This is a genomic window from Pseudomonas sp. lyk4-R2A-8 (assembly GCF_030209095.1).
Lineage (GTDB): Bacteria > Pseudomonadota > Gammaproteobacteria > Pseudomonadales > Pseudomonadaceae > Aquipseudomonas > Aquipseudomonas quebecensis.
In genome coordinates this window covers 147391-161372 of sequence record NZ_JARVSS010000009.1, presented here as the reverse complement: position 1 = coordinate 161372, position 13982 = coordinate 147391, and the positions used below count along the sequence as shown (strand labels likewise).

At 63.5% G+C, this 13982-nt stretch carries 12 protein-coding genes; 7 read left to right on the top strand and 5 right to left on the bottom strand.

Annotation, left to right across the window (positions count from 1 at the left end):
• The first annotated feature begins 45 nt into the window (after positions 1-45).
• Positions 46-825 carry an acetoin reductase gene (locus QRN10_RS10360; RefSeq protein WP_253506860.1) on the top strand — a complete coding sequence of 260 codons (780 nt, stop codon included), beginning with the start codon at positions 46-48 and terminating at the stop codon, positions 823-825.
• Between the two features lie 182 nt (positions 826-1007).
• Here QRN10_RS10360 and QRN10_RS10355 read toward each other — a convergent pair whose 3' ends face one another.
• A complete protein-coding gene (locus tag QRN10_RS10355) occupies positions 1008-2882 on the bottom strand; it encodes a sigma-54-dependent Fis family transcriptional regulator (RefSeq protein ID WP_266248951.1) in 1875 nt (624 codons plus the stop codon).
• A gap of 309 nt (positions 2883-3191) precedes the next feature.
• Here QRN10_RS10355 and QRN10_RS10350 point away from each other — a divergent pair, with 309 nt between their 5' ends.
• From QRN10_RS10350 to QRN10_RS10335, 4 genes are all read left to right on the top strand, one after another.
• Entirely contained in the window at positions 3192-4169 is a 978-nt protein-coding gene (locus QRN10_RS10350; protein WP_266248952.1) for a thiamine pyrophosphate-dependent dehydrogenase E1 component subunit alpha, read from the top strand.
• A gap of 26 nt (positions 4170-4195) precedes the next feature.
• Positions 4196-5215, top strand: coding sequence for an alpha-ketoacid dehydrogenase subunit beta (locus QRN10_RS10345; RefSeq protein ID WP_285428344.1), 1020 nt, complete (start codon positions 4196-4198; stop codon positions 5213-5215).
• Complete coding sequence (locus QRN10_RS10340; protein WP_285428343.1) at positions 5212-6312, top strand: acetoin dehydrogenase dihydrolipoyllysine-residue acetyltransferase subunit; 1101 nt, start codon at positions 5212-5214, stop codon at positions 6310-6312. The genes QRN10_RS10345 and QRN10_RS10340 overlap by 4 nt, the downstream gene beginning before the upstream one ends.
• 192 nt (positions 6313-6504) lie before the next feature.
• Positions 6505-6921, top strand: a complete 417-nt coding sequence (locus QRN10_RS10335; protein WP_181077120.1) for an SRPBCC family protein — start codon at positions 6505-6507, stop codon at positions 6919-6921.
• Between the two features lie 21 nt (positions 6922-6942).
• Here the strand turns inward: QRN10_RS10335 and QRN10_RS10330 are convergent, their stop codons facing one another.
• Together QRN10_RS10330 and QRN10_RS10325 are read right to left on the bottom strand one after the other, a co-directional pair.
• The gene (locus tag QRN10_RS10330; protein WP_181077122.1) at positions 6943-8334 is read right to left on the bottom strand and encodes a sensor histidine kinase; all 1392 of its coding nucleotides are present in this window, start codon (positions 8332-8334) and stop codon (positions 6943-6945) included.
• Positions 8312-8995, bottom strand: a complete 684-nt coding sequence (locus tag QRN10_RS10325) for a response regulator transcription factor (RefSeq protein ID WP_181077123.1) — start codon at positions 8993-8995, stop codon at positions 8312-8314. Before QRN10_RS10325 ends, QRN10_RS10330 begins: the two co-directional genes overlap by 23 nt.
• A 292-nt stretch (positions 8996-9287) precedes the next feature.
• Here QRN10_RS10325 and QRN10_RS10320 point away from each other — a divergent pair, with 292 nt between their 5' ends.
• Positions 9288-10181, top strand: coding sequence for a hypothetical protein (locus QRN10_RS10320; RefSeq protein ID WP_253506871.1), 894 nt, complete (start codon positions 9288-9290; stop codon positions 10179-10181).
• Between the two features lie 86 nt (positions 10182-10267).
• On the opposite strand, the gene QRN10_RS10315 is transcribed toward QRN10_RS10320, so the two are convergent.
• Positions 10268-11503, bottom strand: coding sequence for a multidrug effflux MFS transporter (locus QRN10_RS10315; RefSeq protein WP_253506874.1), 1236 nt, complete (start codon positions 11501-11503; stop codon positions 10268-10270).
• A 92-nt stretch (positions 11504-11595) separates the two neighbouring features.
• On the opposite strand from QRN10_RS10315, the gene pdxR reads away from it, so the two are divergent.
• Positions 11596-13011, top strand: a complete 1416-nt coding sequence (gene pdxR / locus QRN10_RS10310; RefSeq protein WP_285428340.1) for a MocR-like pyridoxine biosynthesis transcription factor PdxR — start codon at positions 11596-11598, stop codon at positions 13009-13011.
• A 19-nt stretch (positions 13012-13030) separates the two neighbouring features.
• Here pdxR and QRN10_RS10305 read toward each other — a convergent pair whose 3' ends face one another.
• Positions 13031-13939 (bottom strand): MurR/RpiR family transcriptional regulator, encoded by a 909-nt coding sequence (locus QRN10_RS10305; RefSeq protein ID WP_034096994.1) that lies wholly within the window; start codon positions 13937-13939, stop codon positions 13031-13033.
• Positions 13940-13982 lie beyond the last annotated feature (43 nt).

Genomic DNA, 13982 nt, shown 5'->3' with positions numbered 1-13982 from the left:
TAGCTGCGATAGACAAGGCTTCTCTCATTCGTGCAGGAGATCGTCATGGGTATCGCTGGAAAAGTTGCGCTGGTCACCGGCGCCGGGCAGGGCATCGGCCGGGCCATTGCCTTGCGCCTGGCTCAGGAGGGCGCCGATATCGCCCTGGTGGACATCAATGGTGCCAAACTCGCCGCCGTGGCCACCGAAATCACGGCCATCGGACGCAAGGCGTCGGTGTTTATCGCCGATGTGTCCAAGCGCGAACAGGTTGTGGCGGCGGTGGAGCATGCGCACCAGACCCTGGGCGGCTTCGACATCATCGTCAACAACGCCGGGGTGGCGCAGATCGATGCACTGCTGGAGGTGACCCCGGAACAGGTCGAACGCACCTTGGGTATCAATGTGCAGGGCGTGTTGTGGGGCATCCAGGCCGCCGGCAAGAAGTTCAAGGCGCTGGGGTGCAAGGGCAAGATTATCAACGCCTGCTCCATCGCCGGCCATGAAGGGTTTGCGCTGCTGGGCGTGTACTCGGCCACCAAGTTCGCCGTGCGTGCGCTGACCCAGGCGGCGGCCAAGGAGCTGGCCAGCGCGGGGATCACCGTCAATGCCTACTGCCCGGGCGTCGTGGGCACCGATATGTGGGTGGAGATCGACAAGCGCATGGCTGAGATCACTGGGGCCGAGGTGGGCGCGACCTACAAGCAATACGTGGACGGCATCGCTCTGGGCCGCGCCGAAACACCGGAAGACGTGGCGGGGCTGGTAGCGTTCCTGGCCGGTCCGGATGCGGACTACATGACCGGGCAGGCGCCCCTGATCGATGGTGGGTTGGTCTACCGCTGATCTCGCAAAGCGTGCGTTGGTGGTGGTTCAGTTAGTATTTTTTTCGCTGACCCACCGCCATCGGGGGCAAGCCCCCTCCCACATTACCTGCGACAGCGAGGTCCCACTGTGGGAGGGGGCTTGCCCCCGATAGCTTTCGCTCAGGCAACATGTGTGTCACTGACACGCCGCTATAAGCGACCTCACTGTGTCAGGGAAGCCTTGCCGGGCATATCGATGCCCAGTTGGTTGACTCGGCGGTACAGGGTGGCTCTGGAAATGCCCAGCGCCTGGGCGGTCGGTGTTGGTTTCCAGCGATGCCGGATCAGCGCATCCAGTACCACTTGCCGTTCCGGGCTGGCGCTCTGTTCGGTCGGCGCCGCGACCTGTTCGCCGCGCACTTCCACCGGCAGATCCGCCAGTTGCAGGGTTTGGCCGTCGCACACCGCGCAGGCATACGCCAGCACATGCCGCAGTTGCCTCACATTGCCGGGCCAGCCATGGCTCAACAGCACTTCAAGCGCCGCCTGGCTGATGCCCAGTGCGACCGTGCCGCGCTGTGATTCCTGCTCCAGCAGGCGGTGGATCAGGGCCAGTTTGTCGGTGCGATCGCGCAACGGCGGCAGGCTGACCCGGGCGCAGCCGAGGCGAAAGTACAAGTCTTCGCGAAAGCGCCCCTCGCTCACCAGCGCCGCCAGGTCGCGGTGGCTGGCGCAGATCACCTGGATATCCACCGTGCGGGTTCTGGCCGCGCCCAGGGGCGCCACTTCACCCTCGGCAATGACCCGCAACAGGCGGGTCTGCAACGCCAGCGGCATGTCGCCGATCTCATCGAGGAACAGCGTGCCGCCGTCGGCCTGCACCAACAGGCCGGGCATGCCTTTGCTGGAGGCACCGGTAAACGCCCCTGCCACATAGCCGAACAGCTCGCTTTCAATCAGGTTCTCCGGGATCGCCGCGCAGTTCACCGCCACGAATGGGCCCTGGCGGCGCGCACTGCGTTCATGCAACTGGCGCGCGAAGACTTCCTTGCCGGCACCAGTTTCGCCTTGCACCAGCACCGGCAGGTTGCGGTCCTTGACCCGTACGGCCAGGCGCAGGTGTTCTTCCACACGGGGGTCGACCTGATGGCTCGGCGCCGCGCGCGTGCGCGAACAACGTTGGGGCGTGTTGACCCGCACATGCAGCGCGCCGGGTTCGCCCAGCCAGTGCAACTGTTGGGCACGCTGGTCGGTCACCGCACGCAAGGCATCCAGGTCGAATACTTCACCGATATGCGCCGGCACCTGGCCGAAGCGTCGACGCAGGGCCTGGCGTGCCTTGCTGTTGAGGGCCTGCAGGCACCCGTCCTGGTCCCAGGCCAGCAGCAGGTCGGGCTGGCTGTCCACATAGCCCGGTGTGCTGTGCGCCTGCAGCACCCAATGCTGGCGGGCGCTGTGCATGAAGAACGCATTCTCGATGGCCTGGGCGCTCTGGGCCACCATCTGGCGCACCAGGTGCTGGCTGCGCCGGTCATCCGGCGACTTGAGCGCCGAGGCGTCCATCACCCCCAGCAGATTGCCCTGCGGATCGAAGATCGGCGCGGCGGAGCAGGTCAGGCCGATGAACGCTGCGCGAAAGTGATCGCGTTTGTGCACGGTCACCGCTGCCTTGCTGGTCAATACTGTGGCCACGCCGCAGGTGCCTTCTTCGGCTTCCGACCAGCAGGTGCCCAGGTACAGACCGGCCTTGCGACAGTCGCTGCGAATGCTGCTGTCTACGCGGTGGTCGAGGGTCTGGCCCTGGGCGTCGGTAAGCATCACGCAGTAATCGGCATGACGCACGCGATGGTGCAGTTGCCCGACTTCTTCGCTGGCGATGCGCATGAACAGCTCGGCGCGTTCGCGGCATTCCTTGAGCAAGGGTTCGCTGAGGATACGGGGGCCCTGCAGGGAGCCTGGGTCCAGGTGGTGTTGTTCCATGGAGCGGCGCCAGGAATCGAAAATCAATGCGGGCACCGGTGCCTGGGGCAGGCGATCGGCATTGCGGACCACGCGACTGACGCAGTCGACGTGCTCCCTGGAGTTCGCGGCGAGCATAGGGCCTCCGGTTCTCGAGCTTTGTTGTTATGCCCGCCATTAAGCGCCTGCGCGCGCGGGTGGACAAGGGCGGGCTGACCAACTGCCGACGCTGAGACGCAGCGTCTCATTTGCCTTGAGACGCCATCGGCAAGCTGCGCTGCAACGTCTCAGTCCGGGTGTATTGAGTGCGCACGTACAAAGGGGCGGCGCTGCTCTGGATCAACGCTTTGCCAGGTTCCTGGCGGTTATGGCACAGGCTGTGCTGAGTGGCCTGTAGCTGGTCGACGCCAGCCTTTTGTGTGTCGAGACAACCTGGAGAACAACAAGATGTCCACCCACCTGTCCACCGATCAATTGCTGCATGCCTACACCGTGATGCGCACCATCCGTGATTTCGAAGAACGCCTGCATGTGGAATTCGCCACCGGCGAGATTCCCGGCTTCGTGCATTTGTATGCCGGCCAGGAAGCCAGTGCCGCCGGGGTCATGGCCCATCTTAACGATGACGATTGCATCGCCTCCAACCACCGTGGCCACGGTCATTGCATCGCCAAGGGGGTGGATGTGTTCGGCATGATGGCCGAGATCTACGGCAAGAAAACCGGCGTCTGCGGCGGTAAGGGCGGCTCCATGCACATCGCCGATCAGGAGAAAGGCATGCTCGGCGCCAATGGCATCGTCGGTGCCGGCGCACCGTTGGCGGCCGGTGCGGCGTTGGCCGCCAGGCTCAAGGGCAGCCAGGGCGTGGCCGTGGCATTTTTTGGCGATGGCGGCTCCAACGAGGGCGCGGTGTTCGAGGCGATGAACCTGGCCTCGATCATGAAATTGCCCTGTCTGTTCGTCGCCGAAAACAACGGCTATGCCGAAGCCACCGGTTCCGGCTGGTCGGTGGCGTGCAAGGACATCGCCGAGCGCGCCGTGGGATTTGGCATGCCGGGGGTGATCGTCGATGGCAACGATTTTTTCGCCGTGCACGCGGCGCTGGGCGTGGCGGTAGAGCGTGCACGCAACGGCGAAGGGCCGACGCTGGTGGAGGTCAAGTTGAGCCGTTTCTACGGCCACTTCGAAGGCGATGCCCAAACCTATCGCGGTGTGGATGAAGTGAAGAACCTGCGCGAAACCCAGGATTGCCTGGTGCTGTTCCGCCAGCGTTGCCAGGCCGAAGGCTGGTTGGACGCCGCGCAATTCGAGCGTATCGACGGCGAGGTCGCACAGTTGATCGAAGATGCCGTGCGCCTGGCCAAGTCCGACCCCAAGCCCCAGGCGGCCGATCTGCTCAGCGATGTCTACGTCGCCTACCGCTAATAACAACAAGACCCGGAGAGAATTTCATGGCTCGCAAAATCAGCTATCAGCAGGCAATCAACGAAGCCCTGGCCCAGGAGATGCGCCGCGACCAGAGCGTGTTCATCATCGGCCAGGATGTGTCCGGCGGCACCGGGTCGCCCGGCGAACAGGACGCCTGGGGCGGCGTGCTCGGCGTCACCAAAGGCCTGTACCCGGAGTTCCCCGGGCGCGTGCTGGATGCGCCGTTGTCCGAGGTCGGCTACGTGGGCATGGCCGTGGGCGCCGCCACCCGGGGCATGCGCCCGGTGTGCGAACTGATGTTCGTCGACTTTATCGGCTGTTGCCTTGACCAGTTGCTCAACCAGGCCGCCAAGTTTCGCTATATGTTCGGTGGCAAGACCACCACACCGCTGGTGATCCGCGCCATGTACGGCGCCGGCCTGCGCGCCGCCGCCCAGCACTCGCAGATGCTCACCTCGATGTGGACCCACATTCCCGGCCTGAAAGTGGTGTGCCCGGCCACGCCCTATGATGCCAAGGGCATGCTGATTCAGGCGATCCGCGATAACGACCCGGTGATCTTCCTCGAACACAAAATGCTCTACAGCCTGCAAGGCGACGTGCCCGAAGAGCTGTATACCGTGCCGTTCGGCGAGGCCAACTTTGTGCGCGAAGGCCGCGACGTGACCCTGGTAACTTACGGGCGCATGGTGCATATCGCCCTCGACGCCGCCGCCAACCTGGCACGCCAAGGCATCGACTGCGAAGTATTGGACCTGCGCACCACCAGCCCACTGGATGAGGACAGCATCCTGGAAAGCGTGGAGAAAACCGGGCGCCTGGTGGTGATCGATGAGTCCAACCCGCGCTGCTCGATTGCCACCGACATCAGCGCCCTGGTGGCGCAGCGCGCATTCGCCGCACTGCGCGCGCCCATCGAAATGGTCACCGCGCCCCATACGCCGGTGCCGTTTTCCGATGCGCTGGAAGACCTGTACATCCCCGACGCCGCCAGGATCGAAGCCGCCGTGCTGAAGATCGCCGACAAGAGGAACGCCGCATGATCCATACCTTGACCATGCCCAAGTGGGGGCTATCGATGACTGAGGGCCGTATCGACACCTGGCTCAAGCAGCCGGGCGAGCGGGTGGAGAAGGGCGAAGAAGTGCTGGATGTGGAGACCGACAAAATTTCCAGCAGCGTCGAGGCGCCGTTCAGTGGCGTGTTGCGCCGAGTGCTGGCGCAGAGCGATGAAACCCTGCCGGTCGGCGCCTTGCTGGGGATTGTGGTGGAAGGTGAGGCCAGCGACGCCGAGATCGACGCGGTAATCGAACGCTTCCAGGCCGGGTTCGTGTCCAGTGCCGCCGAGGCCGAAACGGCGGGGCCGAGTGCGCAGAAAGTCGAGGTGGGCGGGCGCTTGCTGCGTTACCTGGACCTCGGCGAAGGCGGCACGCCGCTGGTGCTGGTGCATGGCTTTGGCGGCGACTTGAACAACTGGCTGTTCAACCAACCGGCCCTGGCCGCCGACCGCCGTGTGATCGCGCTCGACCTGCCGGGGCATGGCGAGTCGGGCAAGACGCTGCGCAGCGGCGACGCCTCGGAGTTGGCACAGGCGGTACTGGGCCTGCTCGATCATCTGCACGTGGAGCGCGTGCACCTGGCCGGCCATTCCATGGGCGGGCTGGTCGCGCTGACCGTTGCGGACCAGGCGCCTGCGCGCATTGCTTCGCTGACCTTGATCGCCAGCGCCGGGCTGGGCGCCGATATCAATGGCGATTATCTGCAAGGGTTTGCCGAAGCCGGCAATCGCAACGCACTCAAGCCGCAGTTGACCCAGCTGTTCAGCGATCCGGGCCTGGTGACACGGCAAATGCTGGAAGACATGCTTAAGTTCAAGCGCCTGGAAGGCGTGGACCAGGCGTTGCGTCAACTCAATGCTGCGTTGTTTGAAGGCGGACGGCAGAAGCTGGATATGCGCCATGTTGTCGGTCGACAGCCGAGCCTGGTGATCTGGGGCAGCGACGACGCCATTATCCCGGCCGCTCATGCCCAAGGGCTGGAGGCCCAGGTGGAAATCCTGCCGGGGCAGGGGCATATGGTGCAGTTGGAGGCGGCGGAGCAGGTTAACCCGTTGATGCTGGCGTTCCTCAAGCGCCATTGAGCTGAGATCCGTGGGGCCTGACCCACTGCAATCGGGGGCAAGCCCCCTCCCACAGTACTGACTGTGTGGGAAGGAGCTTGCCCCCGATTGCGAGGCGTCAGTCACCCCCTATCCCAGCATTCAGAAGGGATGCAATGACGCGCCAGGCGTGGCAGTCTGGGCGACGTTTTCCATGACTTCTGGAGATTGACCGTGCCAACCGCATCCGCAGTAATAGAAATCCCGGTATCGGCCGATCAGGTCTGGCAATTGGTCGGCGGCTTCAACAGCCTGCCGGACTGGTTGCCGCTGATTGCCAAGAGCGAGCCCGGCGAAGGTGGCCGCCTGCGCCATCTGACAACCGCCGACGGTGGCGTGATCGTCGAGCGGTTGCAGACGTTCGATAACGTTTCGCGTGCCTACAGCTACACCATCGAGCAATCGCCGTTTCCGGTGAGCGCTTACCTGGCGACGTTGCAGGTGGAAGCCTTGACTGACGCGTCGACGAAGGTGACGTGGTCGGGCGTGTTCACACCGGCGGCGGGCACCACGGACGAGGCGGTGGAGGAGCTGTTCGCCGGTGTCTACAAGGGTGGGGTCGAAGCGCTGCGCGCCAACTTCAAGGCCTGAGTCGCAGCAGGCCCCACTCGCTCATTCGGGCATCAGTTGCTGGCGACACTCCAGGATCAGCCGCGCGCCGCCCCGGGCGCTGCTGCCTACCTCCAGCTTGAAGCCATGCAGGTTGATGATCGCCGCGACAATCGACAACCCCAGCCCGAACCCACCGGGCTGGTCGCTTTCGTCCACGCGGTAAAAACGCTGGAACACAGCGGCACGCTCGGCCGCCGGTATGCCTGGCCCCGAGTCGTGCACTTCGATACGGGTGCTGCCCGCGTCGTTGAGCCCGCGCAAAATGACTTCGCCGCCCGGCGGGGTGAACTTGATCGAATTGCTCAATAAGTTCGCCACGGCTTCAAACAGCAGCGCGCGGTCGCCGGTGATCCACGGCAGGGAGGGTGGCATGTCGAGCACCAGTTGCAGTTCGCCTTCCTCGGCCAGCGGCAGATAGAAATCGTGCAATTCCCTCAGCAGCGGCAGCGGGTCCATCACCAGGAAGCCTGAACGGCGCTGGTGGTCTTCCAGTTCCGAAATACGCAACAGCCCGCGAAAACGCGCCATCAGGGTGTCGGTTTCGGCAATCGCATCATCCAGTTTTACCGCGTAGCCCGAGTCCTGCTCGGCCTCCTGCCGGATGCGATACAACTGCGCGCGCAGGCGCGTCAGTGGGGTGCGCAGATCATGGGCAATGTTGTCGCACACGCCCTTGACCTCGTTCATCAACTTTTCGATGCGGTCGAGCATGGCGTTGACGATGGCCGCGAGCATGTCCAATTCGTCGCGTCGGTTGGACAGCGGCAGGCGATGGGTGAGGTCGCCGGCGACGATAGCTTCGGCGCTGGCCTGGATCCCGCGAATGCGTCGCAGCGGACGACGGCGCAGCAAATGCCAGCCCGCGACACCGGGAATGATAGTCAGCGAGAGTGCCCAGAGCAGCGCATGCCAGATGATTCGCGTCACGCCGAACAGCGAACCGTTGGCGCGCACCAGTACCAGCCAGCGGCCATCGCCGGTGTGGGTGGCGACGGCATCGCAGCTGTCCTTGGGCAATTTGGGATCGTCGGAGTCCACGCAATTGGTCAGGGCGTGGATCTTGCCGTCCAGAGGCAGGTCCGGCGGAATTGCGCGGATCGGTCCGTTCAACGGGCGGAACTGTTCGTCGAACAGGCCGTAGGCGTCAACGCCCTTCATATCGAAGGTCATGCTGGTGGTCAGCGCCTCCACCAGTTCCTCACCGTCGAAACGTTGAAAGAGGTGCTGGCGCTGCAACAGCGAGTGGCGCGACAAATCCCCCAGGTAACCCGACACTTCGAAGTACAGCACCCCCATCAGGATGCAGCTCCAGGCCACGAACAGCGAGCTGTACAGTGCCAGCAGGCGGCTGCTGGATGAGCGCCAGCCCTTAGAGGGGTTCAGCAATGACATAACCGGAACCTCGTACCGTGCGGATCAGCGGTGTGAGGCCCGGTGGGTCGATTTTCTTGCGCAGGCGTCCGATGTGCACATCGATCAGGTTGGTGCCGGGGTCGAAGTGATAGCCCCAGACTTCCTCGAAGATCATCATCCGCGACAGGATCTGCCCGGTGTTGCGCATCAAAAATTCCAGCAGTTTGTATTCGGTGGGCAGCAGGGTGAGCGGCTGATCGGCGCGAGTGGCTTCGCGGCTGATCAGGTTCAACTCCAGGTCGGCCACGCGCAAGGCGGTCTCGAATTCCTTGACCGTACTTTTGCGGCGCAGCAGCACTTCTACACGTGCGGCCATTTCATCGGAAGCGAACGGCTTGGTCAGGTAGTCATCGCCACCGGCGCGCAGGCCGCGCACGCGTTCATCGACGTCGGAGAGGGCGCTGATCATCAGGATCGGCGTCGATACTCCAATGGTGCGCAGGGTGGTGACGATGGCCAGGCCATCCAGTTCCGGCAGCATGCGGTCCAGGGTGATCAGGTCGTAATCACCACTCACGGCGCGGACCAGGCCTTCGCGGCCGTTGTCCACCCAATCAACCTCCAGTCCATGGCTACTCAGCTCGGCGACAATCTCGCGGGCCGTTACGGCGTCATCCTCGATGGTCAAAATGCGGGTCATAGGCATACCTGGCGAGCGATTCACACTAGAAGAGGTGCATTTTGCCAACAATTGGCTGAACGCTTCCTAAATAAAACTTCATGGAGGCAAATCCGACACCCCCCTCCCATATTGGAATGCAATACGCCCGCTCTGATTGCCAGGTTCTTGCAAGTTGCATGGTCTTAGGAAGTTCAACTTATCTAACATATTGAAAATAAAGGATTTTTATTTTTATGCCGACTGGCACGCTGCCTGCACTGTCCCTTTTGAGACTTGTAACACTATTTTTCCTGCCGGGAGCAAAACAACAATGATCACACCTTCAACCACGCTGCAAGAATCGAGCGCGCGCTCCGGGGTTTCCTGGGGGGCGATTTTTGCCGGGGCCGCTGCGGCGGCCGCACTCTCGCTGATCCTGGTGCTGCTGGGCTTTGGCCTGGGCTTTTCGGCCGTGTCGCCGTGGGCCAACAGTGGTGTGAGCGCCAAAGGGCTGGGTATATCCACGATTGTCTGGCTGGCATTTACCCAGATCGTCGCCGCCGGCTTGGGCGGTTACATTGCCGGCCGTCTGCGCGTGAAGTGGGCCAATATGCATGGCGATGAAGTGTATTTCCGCGACACCGCCCATGGCTTCCTCGCCTGGGCCGTGGCCACGTTGATCACCGCGACCCTGGTGGTCAGTTCGGTCAGCAGTGTGGTCGGTGGCGGCGTGCAGGCCAGCGCCAGTGTCGCCTCGGGTGCGGTGCAAGCCGCCGGCAGCGCAGCACAGGGCGTCAAGGGTGATGACTTCGGTTATTACGTCGACAGCCTGTTCCGCGATGACCGCCCAGCCGCAGTCAGCGATGACGCCGCCCATGCCGTGGTTGCGCGCATTTTTGCCCGCACCCTGAGCAATGACGGTCAACTGGCTGCTGAAGACCGTACCTACCTGGCCCAGTTGATCAGCCAGCGCACCAACCTCAGCCAGGCCGACGCCGAAGCGCGCATCGACAAGGTTTACGGCGATGCCCGTAAAGCCGTCGAAGACGCCAAGCTCAAAGCCAAGCAAGCCGCTGACACCGCCGCCAAAGTCGCTGCCTGGACCGCGCTGTGGATGTTTGTCGCGCTGCTGATCGGCGCCTTCTTTGCCAGCTTCGCTGCGACCTTCGGCGGTCGTCGTCGGGATGCCGTGGTGTATGTCGAAACCGAACATTACGTCCGTTAATTCAAGGAGAAAACAATGCGCTCATTACTGCTGTGGTTCCTCGGCGTGCCTATCCCGGTCATCATTCTGATCGCGATCTTCATGCACTAAACCCGAGTACTGCTCGGAACCTCGTGGGAGGGCGCTTGCGCCCTCCCACTTTGCTTTGGGTGGAGCGTCAGCCAGGTCGCTACCAGCAAGGTGCTGGCCACACCCGTCATGATCAGCAACGGCTGCGATGTGCCGTCCGATAACACACCGGTGACCCAACTGCTCACCGCAGTGAGGAACATCTGGATGAAGAAGAACAGCCCCGAGGCCGTGCCGGCAATTGCGCCATAAGGTTGCAACACCGACAACTGGCACGCCGGAATCACCATCCCCACCGACACCATGATCACCACCATCGGCAGTACGATCGCCAGCCATTGCTGCACCCAGGCGGCCGTGCCCGCAGCGAGCAGAAGGCTGCCGACCACGTTCAGTGCGATGGCTGCGCTGATCAATCGATCCGCTTCAAAGCGCAGCACCAGCCGACGAAACAGATTCGCCCCCAGCATATAGCCGCTGATGGTTGCCGCGAACACCAGCGCATAAGCCGTGGCGGACAAGCCAAAGCCCCGTTGCAGCAGCGCCGATGACTCACTGATAAAGGGAAAATAGGTGCTGTATACGCAGCCGATGGCCAGCGCGTAGCGCAGGAAGTAGCGGTCGCCCAGCAACCGCCCATACAGGTGCAACAGATTGCCCGGCGCTGTCGCCGCCACTTGCGTCGGGCGGGTTTCCGGCAGGCGCCGATGGACCACCCCATACAACACCACGCCAATCGCGCCCAACAGCAGGAACAGGCCCCGCCATCCAATCAATGGCAGCAACAGGCTGCCCAAGACCGGCGCGGCCATGGGCGATACCGCCATCGCCATGGAGATTAATCCCAGCAGGCGTGCCTGTTCGTCGCGCTCGAAGTGATCGCGCACGATCACCCGCCCGATCACCGTGGTGCAGCAGCCGCCCAGGGCCTGGAACAGTCGCGCGATAATCAGCACGCCGAGGCTGTCGGCCAAGGCGCAGGCCAAGGTGGCCAGCCCATACAGCGCCAGTCCCGCCAGTAACACCGGGCGACGGCCGAAGCGGTCAGTCAGCGGGCCGCTGATCAGCAGCGAAATCGCCGAGCCGAGGGTATACAGCGTGAGGGTCAATTGCAGCTGACTGTCGCTGGCCTGGAAGTAGTCGGCCATGGCCGGCAGTGCCGGCAGGTGCATGTCCAGTGCGACGCGCGGCAGTCCGATCAATACGGTCAGCAGCACCAGCCAGGATCCCAGGGAAAGGGCGCGTTGAGTCATGGGCAAGCTCTTGGCAAGAAGTGGAGCCGGCACTCTAGCGGCTTTGTGGTTTAATCCTGTGAGCCACTTATGCCGAAAACGAATGGACCACTATGAGCCGAGGTAAAACTGCATCCGCCCTTGACCTGCCGCGCCCCGACACGCTGGATGCGGGCAAACAGCAGGGCGCGTACGAGGCACTGCGCGGCGCGATTCTCAACCGGCAATTGCCGGGAGGCAGCCGTTTGCCGTCCACGCGCAGCCTGGCCGAGCGTTGGCAGGTGTCGCGCGGCACGTTGGAAACGGCTTACGAGCGCTTGCAGGAAGAGGGGTATGTGCAACGCATTGCGGGCTCCGGCACGCGCGTCTGCGCGGTCATCCCCGAACACTTTATCGCGGCGCCGAACGCACGCCAGACGTCGCGTCGCCCGGTCGAGGCGGACCGCCCGTACGCGGGTGTGCAAAGCCATGTGCCTTTTGTCGCACGGCGCCCGGACGCCGGTCTGTTCGACCTCAAGACCTGGGCCCGCTGCCTGTCCCGTGGGCTGCTCGCGGCAGGGCCGGGCGCGCTGGAAGCATCCCATCCGGCGGGCGTGCCGGAACTGCGCGCCCGGATCGCCGACTACCTGCGCCGATATCGCGGCCTGCAGTGCGAGGCGGATGAAGTGGTTGTTACCACCGGCATTCGGCATGCCCTCGATTTGATTGCGCGCACCCTGCTCAAGCCCGGCGACACGGCCTGTGTCGAAGACCCTGGCTACCCACCGGCACGACGCTTGTTCGAACTGTGCGGCGCTCAGGTGCAGGCGGTGCCGGTCGGCGCGGACGGGCTCGACACCTCCCGGCTCCCCGATGCGGCCCGCCTGGTCTACGTGACCCCGGCGCACCAGGCACCGCTGGGCATGACCCTGTCGGTATCGCGCCGCCTGGCTTTGCTGGACTGGGCCGCACGCGCGCAGGCATGGGTGGTGGAGGATGACTACGACAGCGAATATAACTACCAGAGCGCGCCGCTGGCCGCCCTGAAAGCCCTGGACGCCGATGACCGGGTGATCTACTGCGGCAGCTTCAACAAGAACCTGTTTCCCGGTCTGCGAGTGGGCTTTATGGTGGTGCCCAAGACGCTGCGCCGGGCGTTGCTGCGCACCCTGCACCTCACCGGGCATTCGGTCGGCGCCAGTGATCAATTGGGCTTGGTGGAGTTACTTGGCAGCGGGGCGTTTGTGCGTCATTTACGCGCTTCACGCCAGGCGTATCTGGCCCGTCGCGATGCGCTGCTCGAATGCCTCGGCGGGCATGCCGTCGTGAGTGGCCAGCAGGCCGGGCTGCATTTTGTGCTGTGGCTGCCGGCAGGGGTTAAAGAAGCGGACTTCTGTGCCCGGGCGGCATCTGCCGGGCTGACGTTGCAGCCGCTGGGCGCGTTCTGCCATGAGGCGAGGTTGCCGCCAGCGGTGATCATTGGCTACACCGCGCTGACCTTGGCGCAGATCCGTTACCACGGCCGGGCACTGGCGGCGTTGTTTCAGTGAGCAGTGACAGGTCGTGGGGTCAATCCTCGAACCCGACCTGCTCGTGAATCTCATCCACTTTCAATTCCAGGCGATACGCCACCGCAATAAACAATGCCTGGCACAGGCACAGCGTGGCGCTCAATGAGCGGAACGCAAACGAAGACCCCTCGTTCACCAGCAGCACCGCGTTGGCCCGCTTGGCCAGGGGCGACAGGTTGCTGTCGGTGATGATCAGGGTCTTGGCCTGATGGTGCTGGGCGATGCGCAGGCAGTGCTGGGTCTCTTTGCCGTAGGGCGTAAAGCTGATGGCGATCACCAGGTCATTGGCGCGCACGCTGCGCATCTGCTCGCGGTAGCTGCCGCCCAGGCCGGAGATCAGGTGGATGCGCTTGTTGGTGTGCTGCAGGTTGTAGACCAAGTAGTCGGCCACGGCAAAGGAGCGGCGCACGCCGACCACGTAGATGTTGTCGGCATTGACCACCAGGTCCACGGCTTTTTCGAACATGGCGTCATCGAGCTCCAGCCCCAGGCGCTCGATGCCGGAGAGGGTGGCGTTGACGCACTCACGTGCCAGGTCGCCGCCACTGGCCTTCTGCGATTTGTTCGCGATCATGCTGCGGATGCGCTGCTGGTAGTTCTGCACCGGGGTGGTCTTGTGGGTGTACGCCTCGCGGAACAGCGCCTGCATCTCACTGAACCCGCTGAACCCGAAACGCTGGGAGAAACGCACGATGGCCGAGGGGTGCACTTCGCATTCGCGGGCGATGTCGCTGATGCGGTCGACCATGATGCGGTCGCTCTGCTGGCTCATGTAGCTGGCGATGCGTTTGAGTTGGCGCGGCAGGCTTTCGTATTCGTCGGTAATCAGCTGCAGCAGGCGTTCGGCATTGATCGGAGGGCTGGCGATCGTGTCTTCCAGGGTGGTCTCGGGATCGGTGCGGGACATGGGCAATCCTTCTGGCGTGTTCGTCTGGTGCGCTGATGGGTGG

Excerpts from the sequence above, each read along its gene's own strand:
- QRN10_RS10350 (WP_266248952.1), top strand. The coding sequence starts at position 3,192 with ATGTCCACCCACCTGTCCACCGATCAATTGCTGCATGCCTACACCGTG.
- QRN10_RS10315 (WP_253506874.1), bottom strand. The coding sequence starts at position 11,503 with ATGACTCAACGCGCCCTTTCCCTGGGATCCTGGCTGGTGCTGCTGACC.
- QRN10_RS10345 (WP_285428344.1), top strand. The coding sequence starts at position 4,196 with ATGGCTCGCAAAATCAGCTATCAGCAGGCAATCAACGAAGCCCTGGCC.
- QRN10_RS10325 (WP_181077123.1), bottom strand. The coding sequence starts at position 8,995 with ATGACCCGCATTTTGACCATCGAGGATGACGCCGTAACGGCCCGCGAG.
- QRN10_RS10340 (WP_285428343.1), top strand. The coding sequence starts at position 5,212 with ATGATCCATACCTTGACCATGCCCAAGTGGGGGCTATCGATGACTGAG.
- QRN10_RS10305 (WP_034096994.1), bottom strand. The coding sequence starts at position 13,939 with ATGTCCCGCACCGATCCCGAGACCACCCTGGAAGACACGATCGCCAGC.
- QRN10_RS10330 (WP_181077122.1), bottom strand. The coding sequence starts at position 8,334 with ATGTCATTGCTGAACCCCTCTAAGGGCTGGCGCTCATCCAGCAGCCGC.
- QRN10_RS10320 (WP_253506871.1), top strand. The coding sequence starts at position 9,288 with ATGATCACACCTTCAACCACGCTGCAAGAATCGAGCGCGCGCTCCGGG.
- QRN10_RS10355 (WP_266248951.1), bottom strand. The coding sequence starts at position 2,882 with ATGCTCGCCGCGAACTCCAGGGAGCACGTCGACTGCGTCAGTCGCGTG.
- QRN10_RS10360 (WP_253506860.1), top strand. The coding sequence starts at position 46 with ATGGGTATCGCTGGAAAAGTTGCGCTGGTCACCGGCGCCGGGCAGGGC.
- pdxR (WP_285428340.1), top strand. The coding sequence starts at position 11,596 with ATGAGCCGAGGTAAAACTGCATCCGCCCTTGACCTGCCGCGCCCCGAC.